Below are 16,812 nucleotides of genomic sequence, written 5' to 3' on the forward strand. Positions count from 1 at the left end.
CACCCGTACAGTGAAGCCGCTGTGGACGGTAGCCATCCGGAGAGGTCACGCGCGGTGAGCCACGGAGACAGGGACGACCCACGCTGTCCGGCGTGCGGCGAGCCGATCGGGATGACGGCCGCGTACTGCATGTACTGCTCGGTGGATCTCACGGACGAAAAGGAGCGTGCGGACGCGAACGACGACGGGTTCTGGGACGACGCCAGTCCCGCCGGGGACACGCCGTCGACGGACGGCCTTCGATCGGCAGCCAACACCGCGACCGACGACGGTGGCCTGCTCGCCCCAGACGGCGTCGTCGACAACACCCTGACGGCGGTGGTCGGTCTCGTCGGCGGACTCGTCGTCGGGTTCGTCGCGACGACCGTCGTCCTGGTCCTGACCAGCAGTAGTTGGGGGGTCTGGGTCGGGATCGTGGCGTGGCTGGCCGCGACGGCGCATCTCGCTCGCCGGCGCACCGTCCGTGACGCCGTCACCCGGACCGCCTACGCCGTCTCGTTCGTGTTGCTTCTCGTCCCGTTCGTCGCGTTCGGCCCGTCGAGCGAGACGACCGAACTGGGCACCCGGATCGTGGTGTTCGCGGCGATGCTCGCTGGGCTCGCCGTCCCGGCGGCGATCGCAGCCGGCTTCGGCTTCGCCGTCTCGCGGCTCCGGCTCGGTTCCGAAGCGGAGTGAGCCGCCGGGGCGGTCCGCCACTACCGCTCCGCCGCCGGAGTCGTCACTCCCCGGCTGTCTCCGGCAGGAGGAGCTGCGGTTCGGTCTGACTGAACACCACCCGACGGTCGTCGGCGAGCGGCCGGACGAACAGGTCGAGCCGGCCGCGGTCGAGCGCGCGGCGCGCCATCTGGCTCGCGTCGGCGGCCCGGTAGTAGAGGGGAACGAGCACCACCAGCTCGGCCGCCGTCGACTCGATCGCCGCGACGGCGAAGACGACGCTCCCGACCTGCGCCCGGTAGGCGTCGTAGCTGTCGAACGCCGTTCCGTCCGCCTGGGTTTCGACCGTCTCGAACTCGTTGTCCGGGACCAGCACGTCGAGACCCACACGGTCGTCGTCGAGCGCGTCGCCGCCGCGAGCGGGAGGGAGTGGCGTCACGTCGCCGGGATGGAGTTCGACGGCCGTCCAGCCGGCCTCGCGGTAGTCGGCCGCCGTCGCCTCCATGTCGTCGATGACCGCCTCCCAGCGGTCGACGGTGCCGGCGAGCGGGTGGTCGTCGCCGCCACCCACGTCCGCCGCGCCAGGTTCGTCCATGCGCTCGGGTTCGGTCTTTCGCGGGAAAAACGCGTCCGTTTCGTCCGACCCACGGGGCGCGCTGACTCGGGGTGGCCGAACGCGGCGTGAGAGCGTCGAACCCGATCGGCTCGTCCCCCTCTCGGGACGACGGCACGAAGAGTCACAAACTATTTCGGTCACAGGTATCGACATGTGAGGCATGCCCCCCGTGCTCTCACTGTCCGACCTACAGACGCAGTTCTCGACGGAACGGGGCCAGGTCAAGGCAGTCGACGGCGTCTCACTCGACATCGACGAAGGCGAAACCGTGGGACTCGTCGGCGAGTCAGGCAGCGGCAAGAGCGTGACTGCGCTGTCGGCGATGGGACTCGTCGACGACCCCGGCCGGGTCGTCGGCGGCGAGGTGACCCTTCGCTCGTCGGCGCTCGCCGACACGTTCCGCGACAGCTACTCGAACCCGACGTTCGTCGACGGCGACCGCATCGACCTCACCACCGCCCCCGAAGAGGCGCTTCGGTCGGTCCGCGGGGGGGAGATGAGCATGATCTTCCAGGACCCGATGACCTCGCTCAACCCGGCGCTCACCGTCGGCGAGCAGGTCGCCGAGTCGCTCCGTCTCCACCAGTACGGCGGCCGGAAGAAGGACACCTGGCTCAACGCCGTCCGCGAGATCCTCCCCAAACTCGGGTCGGACCTCGACGACGAGATCGTCGACCGCACGATCGAGGTGCTCTCCGAAGTGGGGATCCCCGAACCCACCTCCCGGATCGACGAGTATCCCCACGAGTTCTCCGGGGGGATGCGACAGCGCGTCCTCATCGCCATCGCCCTCGCCTGCCGACCGAACATCCTCGTCGCCGACGAACCGACGACGGCACTCGACGTCACTATCCAGGCGCAGATCCTCGACCTCATCAACGATCTCCAGGCGGAGCTGGGGATGTCGGTCCTCTTCATCACGCACGACCTCGGGGTCGTCGCCGAGACGTGTGACAGAGTAGCCGTGATGTACGCCGGCGAGATCGTCGAGGAAGGCCCCGTCGAGGAGATCTTCGCCAACCCGTCTCACCCCTACACGTACGCCCTCCTGCAGTCGGTCCCGACCGAGGACCGCGATCGGCTCACTCCCATCGAGGGGAACGTGCCCGACCTCATCGACATGCCCGATGGCTGCCACTTCGCACCGCGCTGTCCGTGGGCCACGGAGACGTGCCGGAACGGGGAGATCCCGAACCTCCAGCACGGACCCGACGACGTCGACCACCGGGCGAAGTGCGTCCTGGAGTCGTTCGACGAGGGCGAGTACGGCACCGCGGGCGATCTCGGCTCCGAGCGGACCCGACAGGTGGGCGAGCCGATGCTCGAAGTCGACGGGCTGAAGAAATACTTCTCGCGGGCGGAGGGGCTCCTCGACGAGTTCCTTGGGTTCGATCGCAAGAGCGTCAAGGCCGTCGACGGCGTCGACCTCACCGTCTACGAGGGGGAGACGCTGGGACTCGTCGGCGAGTCCGGCTGTGGGAAGTCGACGACCGGACGGACGATCCTCCGGCTCCTCGACGCCACCGAGGGCCGGGTGCTGTTCGCGGGTGAGGACCTGACCTCCCTGTCGAAGGCGGACCTCCGCGAGCGGCGGCGGGACCTCCAGATGATCTTCCAGGACCCCATGTCATCGCTCGACCCGCGGATGACCGTCGAGAAGATCGTCGCCGAACCCCTCGTCGTTCACGACCTGGGCGACGACTCCGAGGGCTCTCGGCGGAGCCAGCGCCGCCGTCGCGTCACCGAACTGCTCGAAGCTGTGGGTCTCGACCCCGACCAGCGCGACCGCTACCCGCACGAACTCTCCGGCGGCCAGCGACAGCGCGTCGGGATCGCTCGCGCGCTCGCCGTCGATCCGGACTTCATCGTCTGCGACGAACCCGTCTCCGCGCTCGACGTGAGCGTCCAGGCGCAGATCCTCAACCTCCTCGAGGACCTCCAGGAGGAGTTCGGCCTCACGTTTCTCTTCATCGCCCACGATCTCTCGGTCGTCCGGCACATCTGCGACCGCATCGCGGTGATGTATCTCGGCGAAGTGGTCGAGACGGCCCCGACCGGCGACCTGTTCGCGGAGCCGAAACACCCCTACACGCGGGCGCTCCTCTCAGCAATCCCCGTCCCCGACCCGACCGCCGAGACCGACCGCGTCATCCTCGAAGGCGACGTCCCCTCGCCCATCGATCCGCCGTCGGGCTGTCACTTCCGGACCCGCTGTCCCGAGATCATCCCGCCCGACGACGTCGAGATCGAACAGGCGGCGTACCGCGACGTGATGACGCTCCGCGAGCGCGTCGCCGACGAGGCGATCGACGTCGACGCGATCCGCGACGAGGTGGCCGAGCGGGATGCGACGGACGAGGCGCTCGTCGACCTCCTCCGCGAGCGGTACGTCGACGCACCCCTCGCCGGGGAGAACCGCCGGGTCGTCGACACGGCGCTCGAAGCGGTCGTCGCGGGGGAGTTCGAGACCGCCGGCGACCGACTCCGTGCCCGGTTCGAGAGCGTCTGTGAACGCCGTTCGCCCGCGCTCGGCGACGCCGACCACCCCGCCGCGTGTCACCTCTACGCCGACGACGGGACGGCCGAGCGGACGGATGAGGGAACCGAACCGCTCCCGACGTCGAACGCCGAGTAGGCCGGTCCGGCCGCCGGACGGACCCGGCGGTGTGGACGATTCGGTGAAACAGTTCGCTGACGTATCGCAAAGCTTTACTTGAAACTCTTTTTGTTACGACTATGTCCCGCAACGTAGACCGACGTACCTTCCTCAAGACGGCCGGCAGCGCCGCGGCCGCGGCGACGCTGGCGGGTTGTTCCAGCAGTGACTCCGGTGGCGACGGCGGCGACGGTGGCGATGGTGGCGACGGCAGCGACGGCGGCTCCACCGCCACGGAGATGGAGACCGACTCGGGCGGCGGCGGAAGCGACATGAGCGGGACGCTCGTGTACGCTCGCGGCGACCACCCCGAGAACTACGACCCCCAGCAGACCACGAGCGGCGAGGTGGCGAAGATCACGAACCAGATCTTCGACCAGCTGGTCGGTTTCAACCCCGGTAGCGGCGGACAGCTCCGTGACGGGCTGGCGACCGAGTACTCCCTCGAGGGGACGACGGCGACCCTGACGCTCCGCCAGGGCATCTCCTTCCACAACGGTTCGGAGCTGACCGCCTCGGACGTCCGGGCGACGATCCGCCGGTTCACCGATTCGGACTACGAGTACTACCTCGGCGACGAGAACCGCTCGGGCTACGGGCCGTTCACCTTCGGCAACTGGGTCGAGAGCGTCGACGACTCCAGCGACTACGAGGTGACGATCGAACTCACCCAGCAGTACGCGCCGTTCCTGCGGAACCTGGCGATGTTCGCGGCCGCGATCCTCTCTCAGGAGCAGATCGAGTCGCTCGACGACCAGGTCGCGCTCGGTACCGAGCCACAGGGGACGGGCGCGTTCCAGTTCGAGCAACTCGACAACGGGAACCAGCGAGTGCTGCTCTCGGGCAACGGCGACTACTGGGGCGACGGGCCGAACGTCGAACAGGTCGTCTTCAAGACCATCGGGCAGAACTCCACGCGCGTCCAGGACGTGATCAACGGCAACTCTCACATCACCGACAACCTGGACTCGCAGTCCTCCCAGCAGCTCGAAAACGCGGGCTCGGCGCGGCTCGCCTCGAAGAACGGGATCAACGTCGGCTACATGGCGATGAACCAGTCCCGTCGGGAGGAGTTCCGCGACAGGCGGGTCCGACGGGCCATCTCGTACGCCGTGAACACGCAGGCCATCGTCGACAGCATCTACCAGGGCTTTGCGACCGTCGCCGACCAGCCGCTCCCGCCGGACGTCCTCGGCCACAACGAGGAGCTCGAACCGTACCCGACCGACCAGGAGGAAGCACAACGACTCCTCGAAGAGGCCGGCTACGGCGACGGCTTCGAGTTCGAGCTCGCGACGTTCTCGAACCCGCGCGGCTACAACCCCAGCCCCGTCGAGACGGCCAACCAGGTTCGTTCGGACCTCGAAGCCATCGGGCTCACGGTGAACATCAACCAGTTCTCGACGTTCTCGTCGTACCTCGACTACACCGACCAGGGCAACCACGACGCCTGTTTCCTCGGCTGGTACACCGACAACGCCGACCCGGACAACTTCCTGTACGTCCTGCTCGATCCGAAGGTCGAGATGAGCGCGGTTCCCGAGGGCCAAGACTGGGTCAGCTTCGACACGGAGGGGTACAGCACCCTCAACGTCGCCGCGTGGGCCAACAGCGAGTTCATGTCGCGGGTCCGCGAAGCGCAGCAGACGTACGACGACGCCGCCCGCGAGCAGCTCTACATGGAGGCGAATCAGATCGCCAACGAGGAGGCCCCCTGGGTGTTCATCGACTACGCGCAGACGCTGCGCGGCGTCAACCAGGCCGTCGTCTCCGACAGCTACACCGTCAGCTCCGTCGGCGGACCGTTCCTGAACACGGTCCAGCTGCAGTGACGACGCGAAAGAACTAATTCGGGTCTCCACACACCACCTCTCGCACAGTCATGGTCTCGAAACGATTTCTCGTCAAGCGGGTTCTACTTCTCGTTCCGGTGCTGTTCGGCGTGGCGACGCTCGTCTTCGCCATCCTCCAGCTCGCGCCGGGCGACCCCGCGCGCGTCATCGTCGGCCAGCGCGCCTCCGCCGAGCAGGTCGCACAGGTCCGCACCGAACTCGGCCTGAACGATCCCATCTGGATCCAGTACCTCCGGTTCCTCGGTGACGCCGCCGGCTTCGACTTCGGCCAATCGTACAAGATCTCGCAGGGGACACCTGTCCGGGAGGTACTCGTCGATCGGCTGCCGGTCACGCTCGAACTCGCGATCTTCGGACAGATCGCCGGCATCCTCCTCGGCATCCCGCTCGGCGTCATCTCGGCGGTCAAGCAGGACTCGCTGACCGACCACCTCACCCGGGTCGGTGCGCTCACCGGTATCTCCGTCCCGATCTTCTGGTCCGGGCCGCTGTTGATCCTGCTGTTCTCGACGTATCTCGGTATCCTGCCGACGAGCGGCCGCATCGGCTCGACGATCTTCCTTGACGAACACTGGACACTGTTCGGAACCCAGCTCCCGCTGACGGGGATGGTGACGGTCGACACGATCCTCCTCGGCAACGTCGAGGCGTTCGTCTCCGCCGTCCGGCACCTGTTCCTCCCGATCGTCGTGCTGGGGGTGTACCAGATGGCGCTGCTCTCGCGGATGATGCGCTCGTCGATGCTCGAGGTGGTCAGACAGGACTACATCCGAACCGCCCGCGCGAAGGGGCAGGGCGCGAAGATCACGATCATGAAACACGGCTTCCAGAACGCGCTGATCCCCGTCGTCACCGTCATTGGTATCCAGTTCGGGACGCTCCTGGGCGGGGCGGTCCTCACCGAGACCATCTTCGGGATCGGCGGGATCGGGACGATGCTCGTCAACGCCATCGGAGCCTCCGACTACCCACTGGTGCAGGGAACGGTCCTCACGTTCGCGCTGCTGTTCACGCTGGTTAACTTCGGCGTCGACATCACGTACAGCTACCTCGACCCGCGGATCGATCAATAATGAGCACGGAAACCCAGACACCCACGGACGACGACACGCGCGGCTTTCTGGATCGACTGCTGGCGTCGCCGTTCGTCTCGAACCTGCTGTCGAACCGGCTCGCCGTCGTCGGCCTGAGCATCATCTTCGGGATGCTCCTGATCGCCGTGGTCGCTCGGTTCACGCTCGACCTGAACGCGCTGACCACCTCGCGGCTCGGAACGGGGATCCCTGACCGCCACCCGCCGGGGTGGGCCGGCCCCGCGGCGTGGAACGAGTACCTCTTCGGCACCGACGTGGCCGCCCGCGACATCTTCAGACGGACGCTGTACGGCTCTTGGCTGGCGCTGAAGTTCGGCACCATCGCCGTCGGGGCGTCGACGGCGCTCGGCGTGGGGCTCGGGATCGTCGCCGCGTACTACGGCGACGTGACGGACAACGTCATCATGCGAACGATGGACATGCTGCTGGCGTTCCCCTCGCTGCTCCTCGCGCTGGCGCTCGTCGCCATCTTCGGCGCGGGCCTATGGAAGGCCGTGCTGGCGCTCACCCTCGTGTACACGCCGCGGTTCGCCCGCGTCGTCCGCGGGGCCGCACTCAAGGTGCTCGAAGACGAGTACGTCGACGCCACCGTCGCGCTGGGGGCGAAAGACCCCCGCGTCCTCCTCCGGCACGTGTTCCCGAACTGCGTCGCGCCCATCACCGTCCAGTCGACGCTCAACTTCGGGCTCGCGATCATCGACCTCGCGGCGCTGTCGTTCCTCGGCTTCGGCGCACAGGCCGGCGCGCCCTCGTGGGGGCTGATGCTCTCCCGCGGCGTCGAGAACGGTCTCCTCACCGGCAAGTGGTGGATGTCGTTCTTCCCGGGGCTGTTCCTTGCGATCACTGTCCTCGGGTTCAACCTGCTGGGCGACGGGATGCGCGACGCGCTCGACCCGCGGATGCGCGAGGCCGTCGACTGACGGCGTCGTCGCATGCCCCCTTCGCCACCCCGGTCGACGTCGGTCCCGTCCGGCGGCCACGAGACCCGGCCGCCGTCGCTCGCGGCGCGGGCCCGGCTCGTCGTCGGCGCGCTCCTCGCTGGTCTCGGCGTCGGCGTCGTCGGCGTCGGTGTCGGAACCGTCGCCGTCGGCCTGGCGTCCGCGGCGGACACGGGGTTTCTGCTCGGCACGCTCGCGTTCGGGTTCGGCCTGCTCGGGTGGGCTGGCTCTGTCGTCGCCGGCCCCGGCTTCGAGGCGATGCAGTCGTATCTCGACGGGGCGAGCGGCTGGACAGAGGCCGGGTCGCGGCGGGCGATGGCCCGCATCGGCGGCTTCGGCGCGGGCGTGATGCTCGCCGCCGTGGCGGTCGGGACGGCGCTGGGATACGGGTAACGACTGAACACCCACGCCGGCAGGGCCGTTGTTCGTTCGACTCCGACTACGCTCGCGCCGTGGGCGTGGACGCTGGCGGTCGCCCCGTCACGTCTCCGTGCCGTCCCCCGTGGCGGTCGCGAGCGCGTCGACCGACACTACTCGCACGCGCGGGTCGGACTCGTCGCCGACGAAGGCGCGTTCGAGCGCCCGACAGATCGGGTCAGGATCGCGCGGCCCCCCCGCGTCCGCGACGGTGCCCACCGACTCGGAGTCGAACGGCACGTCCAGTGCTCCGTACACCCGCGAGAGGACGTCGACGAGCGCGTCCCGGTCGTCGACGAGGACGCAGCCGGCGACGAGCGCCGCCCCCGACTGGACGCGCTGGGCGATGCCCGCGACCTTGCCCGCGCGCCCGTCCACCGTGACCTGCACCGAGTGATCGCCGGGGCAGAACGACGCTGCCGGCTCCCCCGGACGGGCGTCGACGCCGAGTTCACGGAGGGCGACGACGACGCCGTCGACGCCCGCCTCGTACCGGTCGGTCAGCCCCCGGCGGGGGTCGTCGAGCGGGAGCGCGTGGGCGAACGCGACGGTCCTCCCCGTGTAGGCGACCGCCCGTCCGCCGACGCTCCGTTCGACCGTGACGTAGTCGCGCTCGCGTGCCGCCCGGCACGCCGCCTCGTACCCCGGCTCGTGCGCGTCGCGCCGGCCGAACGCCACCTGCCGGTGGGGTGTCCACGCCCGGAACGCCTCCTCGCCCGTCTCCCCCGCACGGGCGAGCATCGTCGCTGTCGCGGCACGGTCGTCGCGTGGCGTCGCCGCGCGTCCTCGGACCAGTCGCATGTGGCTGGGGAGGGGACCGGGGAACCTAACGGTGTCTCTCCCCGTCCCGCACGGGTCGACGCACTCATACCGACATCGGCCCTGGAACGGGTATGCGCGACAGACCGGAACGGACGGGCGACGACGACACCCCGCGGGTCACGCTCCCACCGGCGTCGCTCGCCCCGTTCCGTCGGCTCTCGCTGTACAACTCGCCGTACCCCGCCCACGACGCCGGGCACGCGATCGACCTCTACCCCGACACGAACGAGGGATTCTCCCCCGTGGCCGGCGAGGTGCTGGCGACGCGGACCGTCCGCACGCCAACGAAGCCGTACGCCGCCGCACACGACCACCTGATCCTCGTCGCCCCCGACGACGACTGGTGTGTCGCGGCGGGCGTCGAGGGCGTCGTCGCTCGCGTGCTCCATGTCGACCCCGCGGTCGAGGCGGGCGACCGCGTCGCCGTCGGCGACTCCCTCGGGGAGATGGTCCGATCGGGATTTTTCGCCCCCTGGGTCGACAACCACGTCCACCTCGGGTTTCGGACCCCGGATCAGAACCTCGTCCGGGCGTCGGGGTCGCTCCCGGTGTCGCTTCCGGCCCCGCCGACGCCGCTCGCGTGGGACGGGGAGGGTACCGTCGTCGAGACCGGCGAGACGTACGTCGTCCTTGACTCGCCCGCCCACCCCGGTCGGGACGCGGGCTGGTGCGGGATCGTCGTCGGCGACCCGGACGCCGAGAGCGCCCGGGGCGCACACGCGGGCGTCCTCGACGGTGGACTCCCACACTACGACGGCGGCGGGGTGCTCGACGCGACAGCGATCGGGGGCGGGACCGAGACCGGAACCGAACGCGTCGGTCCCGTCTCGCTGCTCGGTCGGGTCGTCGGCGACCGCCACGGCCGCACGGTCACCTGGCGCGACGTGGTCGTCGAGGCGAACGGCCGGCCCGCGGTGGGGCTGTCGCTCTTTCTCGCCCGCGCGGGGCCCGCGGGTGCGAAAGTCGTCTGTCCCGGCCACGAGTTCGAGCCGGGACAACGGGTCACGGTTCGGATCGTTGAGCGGTCGACGTGAGCACACCGACGGGTACAAACCGCCCCGCTGCGGACGGACGGGCGTGACGACGGACGCGTTCCCCCCGGCGGTCGCACGGCTGTTCGAGGAGTACATCGAGGACCGTCACGGCTACCTCTCGTGGCTCGGGACGCAGGTCGACGAGGTCGACTACGGGCGCGTCGTGCTCTCCATCCCGTTCGACGAGAAACTGACGAACGGGGGCCCCGACGCCCGGTCGTCGCCGCAGGTCCACGGCGGGGTCGCGGCGACGCTCGTCGACACGGCCGGTGCGGTCGCCCAGCGGACCCGCTACGAGGATCCGCTCGCCGGCGGCATCGCGACGGTGAACCTGAACGTGAACTACCTCCGGCCCGCGGCGGGCGATCTGACGGCGACGGCGGAGGTGGTCCGCGCGGGCGGCACGATCGGTGTCTCGACGGTGACGGTCGAAGGGCCCGCCCCCGACGGCGAGGGCCGACAGCCGGTCGCGACCGGACAGGTCGCCTACCGGCTGTTTCGCTCGGCGGACGGCTCCGCCCTCGACGGCTGAGCTCTCAGTATCAGGATCGATACCCGGACCCGCATCCCTTTTTTGGGTGACATCCAACTACGCGTACCTGTGTCCGCTCTCGCGCTTCCGCTGGTCGCGTTCATCGGCGCGACCGTCCTCGGCGCCGTGGTCGCGGTCTCGCTGGGTGTCCTCGCTTGGCGACGACGGCCCCGCCCCGGCGCGACGGAGTTCGCCGTGCTCTCGCTGGTCGCCGCCGGCTGGCTCGCCGCACACGGGGGGATGCTCCTTGCGCCCGCCCCCGACGCCGCACGCACGTGGTTCCTCCTCAGCCAGGCGTTCCTCAACTATCTCCCTGTGCCGTGGCTCCTCTTCACGCTCGCGTACGCCGACGTGGGCCCGACGATCCGGCGTCGACTCGCGGTCGTGTCGTCGGTTTCGCGACTCTCGGGACGGCCTCCATCCTCTCTCACCCCTGGCTCGGCCTGGGCTGGGACACCCTCACAGTCGTCGAGGCCAGCGGCCTCCGCTACGTCGTCGCCAGCTACGCCGGCGTCGGCTGGTTCCTCGCCGCCGGTGCCTTCCTGACCGTCGGGGCCGGCTTCGGCGTCCTCGCGCGGCTGTTCGTCGCCTCCGGGCGATACCACCGCCGCCAGGTCGGCCTCGTGGCGGTCGCGGCGTCGTTCCCGACCGTCGCCACCGCGGTCCGGATCCTCGGCGCCGGACCCGTCCCCGGCTTCGACTTCTCGCCGTACGCCTTCGTCGTCGAGGCAGTCGTCCTCTTCTGGGCGCTCTTCGGCTTCGACCTGCTGGACCTGCCGCCGGTGGGGCGGGCGGCGCTCTTCGAACAGCTCTCGGACCCCGTGTTCGTCCTCGACGCCACCGACCGTCTCGTCGACGGCAACGGCGCAGCCAGAGCCGTCATCGGCGACGGTATCGTGGGCCGCCGCCTCACGACGGTGGCACCGGCGGTTGCCGACGCAGTCGACACCGCGGCGGGGCCGGGCGACGCCGACGGCCGGACGAGCGCGGAGATCGTTCTCGAAGTCGACGGTGTCGACCGACACTACGACCTGCGCGTCGAGCCGCTGTCGGCCGGCTACGGCCGCGCCGGGCGGCTCTGTCTCCTGAACGACGTGACCGAGCGCATCGCCCGCGAGCGGACGCTCGCGGAACTCGCCTCGGGGACCCGCCGGCTGGTCGACGCGGGCGACCCCGCTGCCGTCTGGCGCGCGGCGGTCGAGGTGGCACGCGAGACGGCCAACGTCACCTTCGTCGGGGGGTGGGTTCGAACCGACGACCTGGACGACGGCGGCTTCGATCACGTCGCCGGCGAAGACGCCCTCTCGCCGGCGGACCTCGACGTGGGGTCGGTGGCGGCCGACGGGGGGCACTGCGCACCCGTCGTGATCGACGGCCGGGACGCGCCGGCCGATCTCGACGCCGTCTTGCTCGCTCCGGTCGGCGACCGGGGACTGCTCGTCATCGGCGACGAGGGCCGTGGGCTCGACAACGCGGCCGTCCGCGTGGCCGACATCCTCGCGACGAACCTCGACGTCTCGCTGGCCCGCGTGACGCGCGAGCGGGAACTCGCCCGGCAGAACGCTCGGCTCGAGGAGTTCAGCGCCGTCCTCAGCCACGACCTCCGCAATCCGCTGTCGGTGGCGACCGGCTACGTCGAGGCGCTCCGGAGCCGCGAGGGTGTCGCGGCCGAGCGGGAACTCGACCACGTCGCCGGCGCGCTCGACCGGATCGAGACCATCATCGGCGGCGTCCTCACGCTGGTGGGCGACGCCGACCTCGACCGGCGGCCGATGGCGCTCCGCGCGGTCGCCGCGTCGGCGTGGGAGACGACCCGGACCGACGACGCGACGATAGAGTACGTCGGTGACGACGTGGTCATCGAGGCCGACCGCGACTGGCTCCGGCAGGCGCTGGAGAACCTCTTCCGGAACGCCGTCGAACACGGCGAGGCGGACGTCGTCCGCGTCGGCGCGACCGACGCGGGCTTCTTCGTCGAGGACGACGGCGTCGGGCTGCCGACAGCCGTCGAGGACGACCTCTTCGAACAGGGCGTCTCCGGGGCCGGCGGGACCGGCATCGGGATGGCGGTCGTCAGGCGCGTCGCGGACGTCCACGGCTGGGAGGTCGCGGCCGCCGATCCGACGCCGGACCGCGGGGCCCGGTTCGTCTTCGAGACGTGACCGCTCAGTCGAACCGCACGTCGTCGCGCGTCGTCGTCTCGCCGAACAGCCAGTCCGCGTGGTCGACGGCGTACTCCTTGTGGTCCGCCTCGATGTAGCCGAGCGCGTCGGTCACGAGCACCGGCTTGAAGTCCCTGAGCCCGGCGCTCCCGGCCGTGTGGAGGACGCAGACGTTCGCGAGCGTTCCGCAGAGCAACAGGTCGTCGACGCCGCGGGCGCGGAGCCACCCCTCCAGTTGGGTCCGGTAGAACGCGTCGTAGGTGTGCTTCTCGACCACGAGATCCCCGTCGCGAACGTCGAGTTCGTCGACCAGCTCCGCCTCCCAGGTCCCCTCGACGACGTGTTCGCCCCAGCGCTCGAACTCGTCGTAGTAGTGGGCGTCGTCGAACTGCTCCGGCGGGTGGACGTCGCGCGTGTAGACGATCCGCGCCCCGGCGTCGCGCGCCCGCGAGACGAGGCCGGTCACGGGGCGGACCGCCTCCTCGCTCGGCGGCGCGTAGAGGCTCCCGTCCGGGTGACAGAAGCCGTTCTGCACGTCGACCACGACCACGGCGGTCCGCGTCGGATCGTACGTCGTCGGTGTCTCGGCCATACGTCCCCGTAGGGGGCTCGGGAGTAAAGGTCCGGTGGCGTCCCGCTCGACGCGCCCAACAGCTATCCCCGCGAGGGTCGTACCGCGCCGCATGGCAATCACGAACGAGAGCGACACGTTCGAGATCGGCGGCGACCGCACGGTGCACCGGCTCGGCTTCGGGGCGATGCGCATCACGGGCGAGGGGATCATCGGCGAACCCGACGACGTCGACGCCGCGAAAGGCGTGCTCGAACGGGCGGTCGAACTCGGGGTCGACTTCGTCGATACCGCGGACTCGTACGGCCCGGGCGTGAGCGAGCGGCTCATCCGCGAGGCGCTCCACCCGTACGACGACGTGGTGGTCGCCACGAAGGGCGGACTCTTACGGAACCGCGAGGGCAACTGGATCCGCCACGCCGACCCCGATTACCTCCGCAACGCCCACCTGTGTAGCCTCGACCGCCTCGGCGTCGACAGCATCGACCTCTACCAGCTACACCGCCCGGACCCCGACGTTCCCCTGGAGGCGTCGGTCGAAGCGCTCGCGGAGCTGAAAGACGACGGCGTCGTCGAGCACGTCGGGCTGTCGAACGTCTCGGTCGACCAGCTGGAGCGCGCACGGGAGACCGTCGAGATCGCGACGGTGCAGAACCGCTACAGCGTCGTCGACCGCGACAGCGAGGACGTCTTGCGGGCGTGTGAGGAGCACGGGATCGGTTTCATCCCGTGGTTCCCGTTCGGGGGCGGCGACCTCGGCGCGAAGGGACGCGTCCTCGACGAGGTCGCGGCGGCACACGACGCCTCCCGCTTCCAGGTCGCGCTCGCGTGGCTCCTCGCGCGTTCGCCGGTCATGCTCCCGATCCCCGGCACGTCGAGCCTCGACCACCTCGCGGAGAACGTGGCGGCGTCGGCGCTCGAGCTCACCGACGACGAACTGGCGCGGCTCGCGGACTGAGCGACATCCGCGCCACCGTGAAGTCCTTGGTAACACGGAACGTACTGTGGGTATGGACGACGCGTTCGACGGCCTGACCGACGACGAGCGGGCGGCACTGCACGAACTCCAGCTCGGGGTCGAAGGAGTCCACCGCGCGTACGGACACCTCCTGGCGTTCCACCACGCCATCGGCCGGTCGATGGACCACTTCGCGTCCGCCGAGCCGGAGCTCCGAGCCGCCGGGCACGAGGCGCACGCCGACGCCATCCGCGACTGCCACCTCCCCGCGGGCGTCATCGACGACCGCTGGTCGTACGAGCTGGTCGAGGCGTTCGAGACGGGCTTTCTCGCGGACGTCACCGCGTTCGACGCGGCCGTCCGCGCCGACCTCGCGAGCGGGCAGTCACACGTCACGGAGCGCGCTCAGCAACGCGCCTGGCGCGAGCGGGCACAGGACTGAGACGGCTCAGTCGTTGGCCGACTCGAACGGGTAGCCCGACGCGCCCTCGGTGGCTCGGCGGCGGCGACGGCTGAGTTCGGTCGCGAGTGTCCGGCGCTGGACGACGAGGAAGCCGGCGAAGACGACGAGAAAGCCGAGCACCGTCGTCGGGGCGACCCGTTCGCCGAGGACCGCCCAGCCGGTGAGCGCGGCCACGACCGGCATCGCGTACGCCGTGAGGTTCGCCCGGACCGGCCCGACCGCGTCGATGAGCGCGAAGTACGCGGGGTACGCCGCGGCCGTCCCGAAGAGGCCGACGTACAGCACCGCGGCGACGGCTGCCGGCGTCCACGCGAGGCCCGCGGCCGACTCGCCGAGGCCGAGGCTGACGAGGTGGACCGCGGGCGCGGCGAGCGCCATCGACCACCCGGTCAGCGCCAGCGTCGGCATCGACGGCCCGACGCGACGCAGGAGGACGCTCCCGAGCGCGACACAGAGGGCCGCCACGGCGACGAGCCCCTGTCCCGTGCTCCCGAGGAGGTCCGCGGGGTCGGGCTGGACGATGACGACGACACCCGCGAGCCCGAGGCCGAGTCCGAGCGCGTCGACCGCCGACACCCGCTCGTCGCGGAGCAAGAAGACCGCGAAGGCCGGGGCGGCGATGGGCATCAGCCCGTAGACGACCGCACCGGCGTTGCCCGACGTGGTCGTCTGGCCGACGAACAGCAACACGTTGTTCGCCAGCACGACGAGGACGGCGCTGACGGCGACGCCGACGCGGTCCGCGCGGGTCGTCGGCAGCCACGCCCCACGGTAGCGGAGCCAGGCGTAGCCGAGGAGGACGACGGCGGCGATGTCGACGCGGAACGCCGCGAACAACACGGGTGGAAGCGACGCGAGGCCGGCTTCGATCCCGACGAACGAGGTGCCGAGGAGGAGCGTCGCGGCGACGAACAGTCCACTCGACCGACGGCTCACGCCCGCACCTCCCGCGCGACGACTCGCTCGTGTGTCGCGGCGCGGGAGACGGGGCGTTCTGAGCCGATACGGCGCTGGAGGTGAGCTCTCGGATGCACTGTCGTTTCTCACGCTAAGGAGGGGTTCGTCGCGTGAAGTAACCATCGATATGATTCAAAAGTATACGAACGTTTGCCACATCTCTCGTTCACTCACGACATGGGAACTACTCGCATGCGGCTCCGACGGGCCGCTCGCCGGTCACTCCTCGGCAGCTTCGACCCGGGCGGCGTACGCTTGTAACTCCCCGGCGAGTTCCCGCGCCTGCGCGGCCGAGAGCGTCACCCGATCGGCGTGGGCCGGTAGCGTCTCCAGTTGCGTGTTGTCCAGTTCGAGTTCGAGCGTCACGTGGTCGGGCTCTCTCCGCGGGGCCGTGACGTTGAGCACGGCGAACGCCTCCTCGTCGAAGCCGTGGCCCTGCGCCGAGCCGTCGAGCATGTCGAAGGTCGTGTAGGCGTTGATCTTCAGCAGTCGGTCGGGCATAGCTGGCTCTGTGGGGCCGGCCGGCAAAGGCGTGTCGTGTCCGGTTCGAGCCCGATAGTGTCAGTCCTCGCCGACCCCGTTGCCGCCGGCGTGCTCTGCCGATCCGTCCGTCGTTCGCTCGCTCGGTCGGTCCGCGGACTCGCCCGACTCCTCGCTCACGTAGCTCAGGGGGACGATGCCGGTGAGCAGGACGGAGGCGTACGCGAGCAGCAGCAGTCCGCCGAGTGTCGACCCGGTCGCCGTCGCCATGTCGGGAAAAACGGTCCCGAACGCCGACACGACGACCGCGTCGAGCACCATCCCGGGGAGGACGAGCAGCGTCGCGGCGGTGAGCCGGCGCTCCGGGGCGACGTCGAGCAGCGAGTAGACGGCGAACGCGACCATCGCCATCAGCGGGACCGTGGCGACGAAGACGAACGCGACGCGCCCCGGGTCGTCGGGCGGGAGCAGAAACTGCCCGGCGACCCGGAGGCCGACGGTCGCGAGGAGCCAGACCCCGATCCCGACGCCGACGAGCGACGCGGCCTGTGTGCGCGAGCCGATCACCGCCTCGCGCGTGAGAAGGGGAGCCATACGTAACCTCA

Annotated in this window: 18 protein-coding genes; 12 read left to right on the forward strand and 6 right to left on the reverse strand. The window is 70.1% G+C overall.

All coding sequences use genetic code 11. The annotated features are described in order from the left end of the window. Nucleotides 1–54 precede the first annotated feature (54 nt). A complete protein-coding gene (locus NKJ07_RS18095; RefSeq protein WP_318568183.1) occupies nucleotides 55–675 on the forward strand; it encodes a zinc ribbon domain-containing protein in 621 nt (206 codons plus the stop codon). A 43-nt stretch (nucleotides 676–718) separates the two neighbouring features. Here NKJ07_RS18095 and NKJ07_RS18100 read toward each other — a convergent pair whose 3' ends face one another. Beyond that, entirely contained in the window at nucleotides 719–1,249 is a 531-nt protein-coding gene (locus tag NKJ07_RS18100) for a DUF7529 family protein (protein ID WP_318568184.1), read from the reverse strand. A gap of 181 nt (nucleotides 1,250–1,430) precedes the next feature. Between NKJ07_RS18100 and NKJ07_RS18105 the strand changes: the two genes are divergently transcribed. The 5 genes from NKJ07_RS18105 (at nucleotide 1,431) to NKJ07_RS18125 (ending at nucleotide 8,204) form a co-directional block, all read left to right on the forward strand. Beyond that, entirely contained in the window at nucleotides 1,431–3,905 is a 2,475-nt protein-coding gene (locus NKJ07_RS18105; RefSeq protein WP_318568185.1) for an ABC transporter ATP-binding protein, read from the forward strand. A gap of 101 nt (nucleotides 3,906–4,006) precedes the next feature. Further along, the gene (locus tag NKJ07_RS18110) at nucleotides 4,007–5,758 is read left to right on the forward strand and encodes an ABC transporter substrate-binding protein (protein ID WP_318568186.1); all 1,752 of its coding nucleotides are present in this window, start codon (nucleotides 4,007–4,009) and stop codon (nucleotides 5,756–5,758) included. 50 nt (nucleotides 5,759–5,808) lie between these two features. Further along, entirely contained in the window at nucleotides 5,809–6,852 is a 1,044-nt protein-coding gene (locus NKJ07_RS18115) for an ABC transporter permease (RefSeq protein ID WP_318568187.1), read from the forward strand. Further along, nucleotides 6,852–7,793, forward strand: a complete 942-nt coding sequence (locus NKJ07_RS18120; RefSeq protein WP_318568188.1) for an ABC transporter permease — start codon at nucleotides 6,852–6,854, stop codon at nucleotides 7,791–7,793. Before NKJ07_RS18115 ends, NKJ07_RS18120 begins: the two co-directional genes overlap by 1 nt. A gap of 12 nt (nucleotides 7,794–7,805) precedes the next feature. Further along, nucleotides 7,806–8,204: a DUF7268 family protein gene (locus NKJ07_RS18125; RefSeq protein ID WP_318568189.1), complete on the forward strand. Its 399-nt coding sequence runs from the start codon at nucleotides 7,806–7,808 to the stop codon at nucleotides 8,202–8,204. An 87-nt stretch (nucleotides 8,205–8,291) separates the two neighbouring features. Here the strand turns inward: NKJ07_RS18125 and NKJ07_RS18130 are convergent, their stop codons facing one another. Further along, complete coding sequence (locus NKJ07_RS18130; protein WP_318568190.1) at nucleotides 8,292–9,029, reverse strand: lipoate--protein ligase family protein; 738 nt, start codon at nucleotides 9,027–9,029, stop codon at nucleotides 8,292–8,294. A 92-nt stretch (nucleotides 9,030–9,121) separates the two neighbouring features. On the opposite strand from NKJ07_RS18130, the gene NKJ07_RS18135 reads away from it, so the two are divergent. The 4 genes from NKJ07_RS18135 to NKJ07_RS18150 all read left to right on the forward strand — a co-directional run bounded on the left by NKJ07_RS18135 (nucleotide 9,122) and on the right by NKJ07_RS18150 (nucleotide 12,778). Next, the gene (locus NKJ07_RS18135; RefSeq protein WP_318568191.1) at nucleotides 9,122–10,084 is read left to right on the forward strand and encodes a DUF8155 domain-containing protein; all 963 of its coding nucleotides are present in this window, start codon (nucleotides 9,122–9,124) and stop codon (nucleotides 10,082–10,084) included. Between the two features lie 43 nt (nucleotides 10,085–10,127). Beyond that, nucleotides 10,128–10,616 carry a PaaI family thioesterase gene (locus NKJ07_RS18140; RefSeq protein ID WP_318568192.1) on the forward strand — a complete coding sequence of 163 codons (489 nt, stop codon included), beginning with the start codon at nucleotides 10,128–10,130 and terminating at the stop codon, nucleotides 10,614–10,616. 126 nt (nucleotides 10,617–10,742) lie between these two features. Continuing rightward, on the forward strand, nucleotides 10,743–11,162 hold the full coding sequence (locus tag NKJ07_RS24470) for a histidine kinase N-terminal 7TM domain-containing protein (RefSeq protein ID WP_425504776.1): 420 nt from the start codon (nucleotides 10,743–10,745) through the stop codon (nucleotides 11,160–11,162). Continuing rightward, nucleotides 11,060–12,778 (forward strand): sensor histidine kinase, encoded by a 1,719-nt coding sequence (locus tag NKJ07_RS18150; protein ID WP_425504777.1) that lies wholly within the window; start codon nucleotides 11,060–11,062, stop codon nucleotides 12,776–12,778. The genes NKJ07_RS24470 and NKJ07_RS18150 overlap by 103 nt, the downstream gene beginning before the upstream one ends. Nucleotides 12,779–12,782: 4 nt before the next feature. Here the strand turns inward: NKJ07_RS18150 and NKJ07_RS18155 are convergent, their stop codons facing one another. Then, the gene (locus NKJ07_RS18155) at nucleotides 12,783–13,370 is read right to left on the reverse strand and encodes a cysteine hydrolase family protein (protein ID WP_318568195.1); all 588 of its coding nucleotides are present in this window, start codon (nucleotides 13,368–13,370) and stop codon (nucleotides 12,783–12,785) included. Nucleotides 13,371–13,461: 91 nt separating this feature from the next. Between NKJ07_RS18155 and NKJ07_RS18160 the strand changes: the two genes are divergently transcribed. Together NKJ07_RS18160 and NKJ07_RS18165 are read left to right on the forward strand one after the other, a co-directional pair. Continuing rightward, nucleotides 13,462–14,307 (forward strand): aldo/keto reductase, encoded by an 846-nt coding sequence (locus tag NKJ07_RS18160; protein WP_318568196.1) that lies wholly within the window; start codon nucleotides 13,462–13,464, stop codon nucleotides 14,305–14,307. 52 nt (nucleotides 14,308–14,359) lie between these two features. Further along, nucleotides 14,360–14,749: a hypothetical protein gene (locus NKJ07_RS18165; protein ID WP_318568197.1), complete on the forward strand. Its 390-nt coding sequence runs from the start codon at nucleotides 14,360–14,362 to the stop codon at nucleotides 14,747–14,749. Nucleotides 14,750–14,755: 6 nt separating this feature from the next. Here NKJ07_RS18165 and NKJ07_RS18170 read toward each other — a convergent pair whose 3' ends face one another. The 3 genes from NKJ07_RS18170 to NKJ07_RS18180 form a co-directional block, all read right to left on the reverse strand. After that, complete coding sequence (locus NKJ07_RS18170) at nucleotides 14,756–15,706, reverse strand: DMT family transporter (protein WP_318568198.1); 951 nt, start codon at nucleotides 15,704–15,706, stop codon at nucleotides 14,756–14,758. 240 nt (nucleotides 15,707–15,946) lie between these two features. Then, complete coding sequence (locus NKJ07_RS18175) at nucleotides 15,947–16,228, reverse strand: DUF6360 family protein (RefSeq protein ID WP_318568199.1); 282 nt, start codon at nucleotides 16,226–16,228, stop codon at nucleotides 15,947–15,949. 60 nt (nucleotides 16,229–16,288) lie between these two features. After that, the gene (locus tag NKJ07_RS18180; RefSeq protein WP_318568200.1) at nucleotides 16,289–16,801 is read right to left on the reverse strand and encodes a DUF5367 family protein; all 513 of its coding nucleotides are present in this window, start codon (nucleotides 16,799–16,801) and stop codon (nucleotides 16,289–16,291) included. Between the last annotated feature and the right edge of the window lie 11 nt (nucleotides 16,802–16,812).

The sequence above is a fragment of the Salinigranum marinum genome (assembly GCF_024228675.1).
GTDB lineage: Archaea > Halobacteriota > Halobacteria > Halobacteriales > Haloferacaceae > Salinigranum > Salinigranum marinum.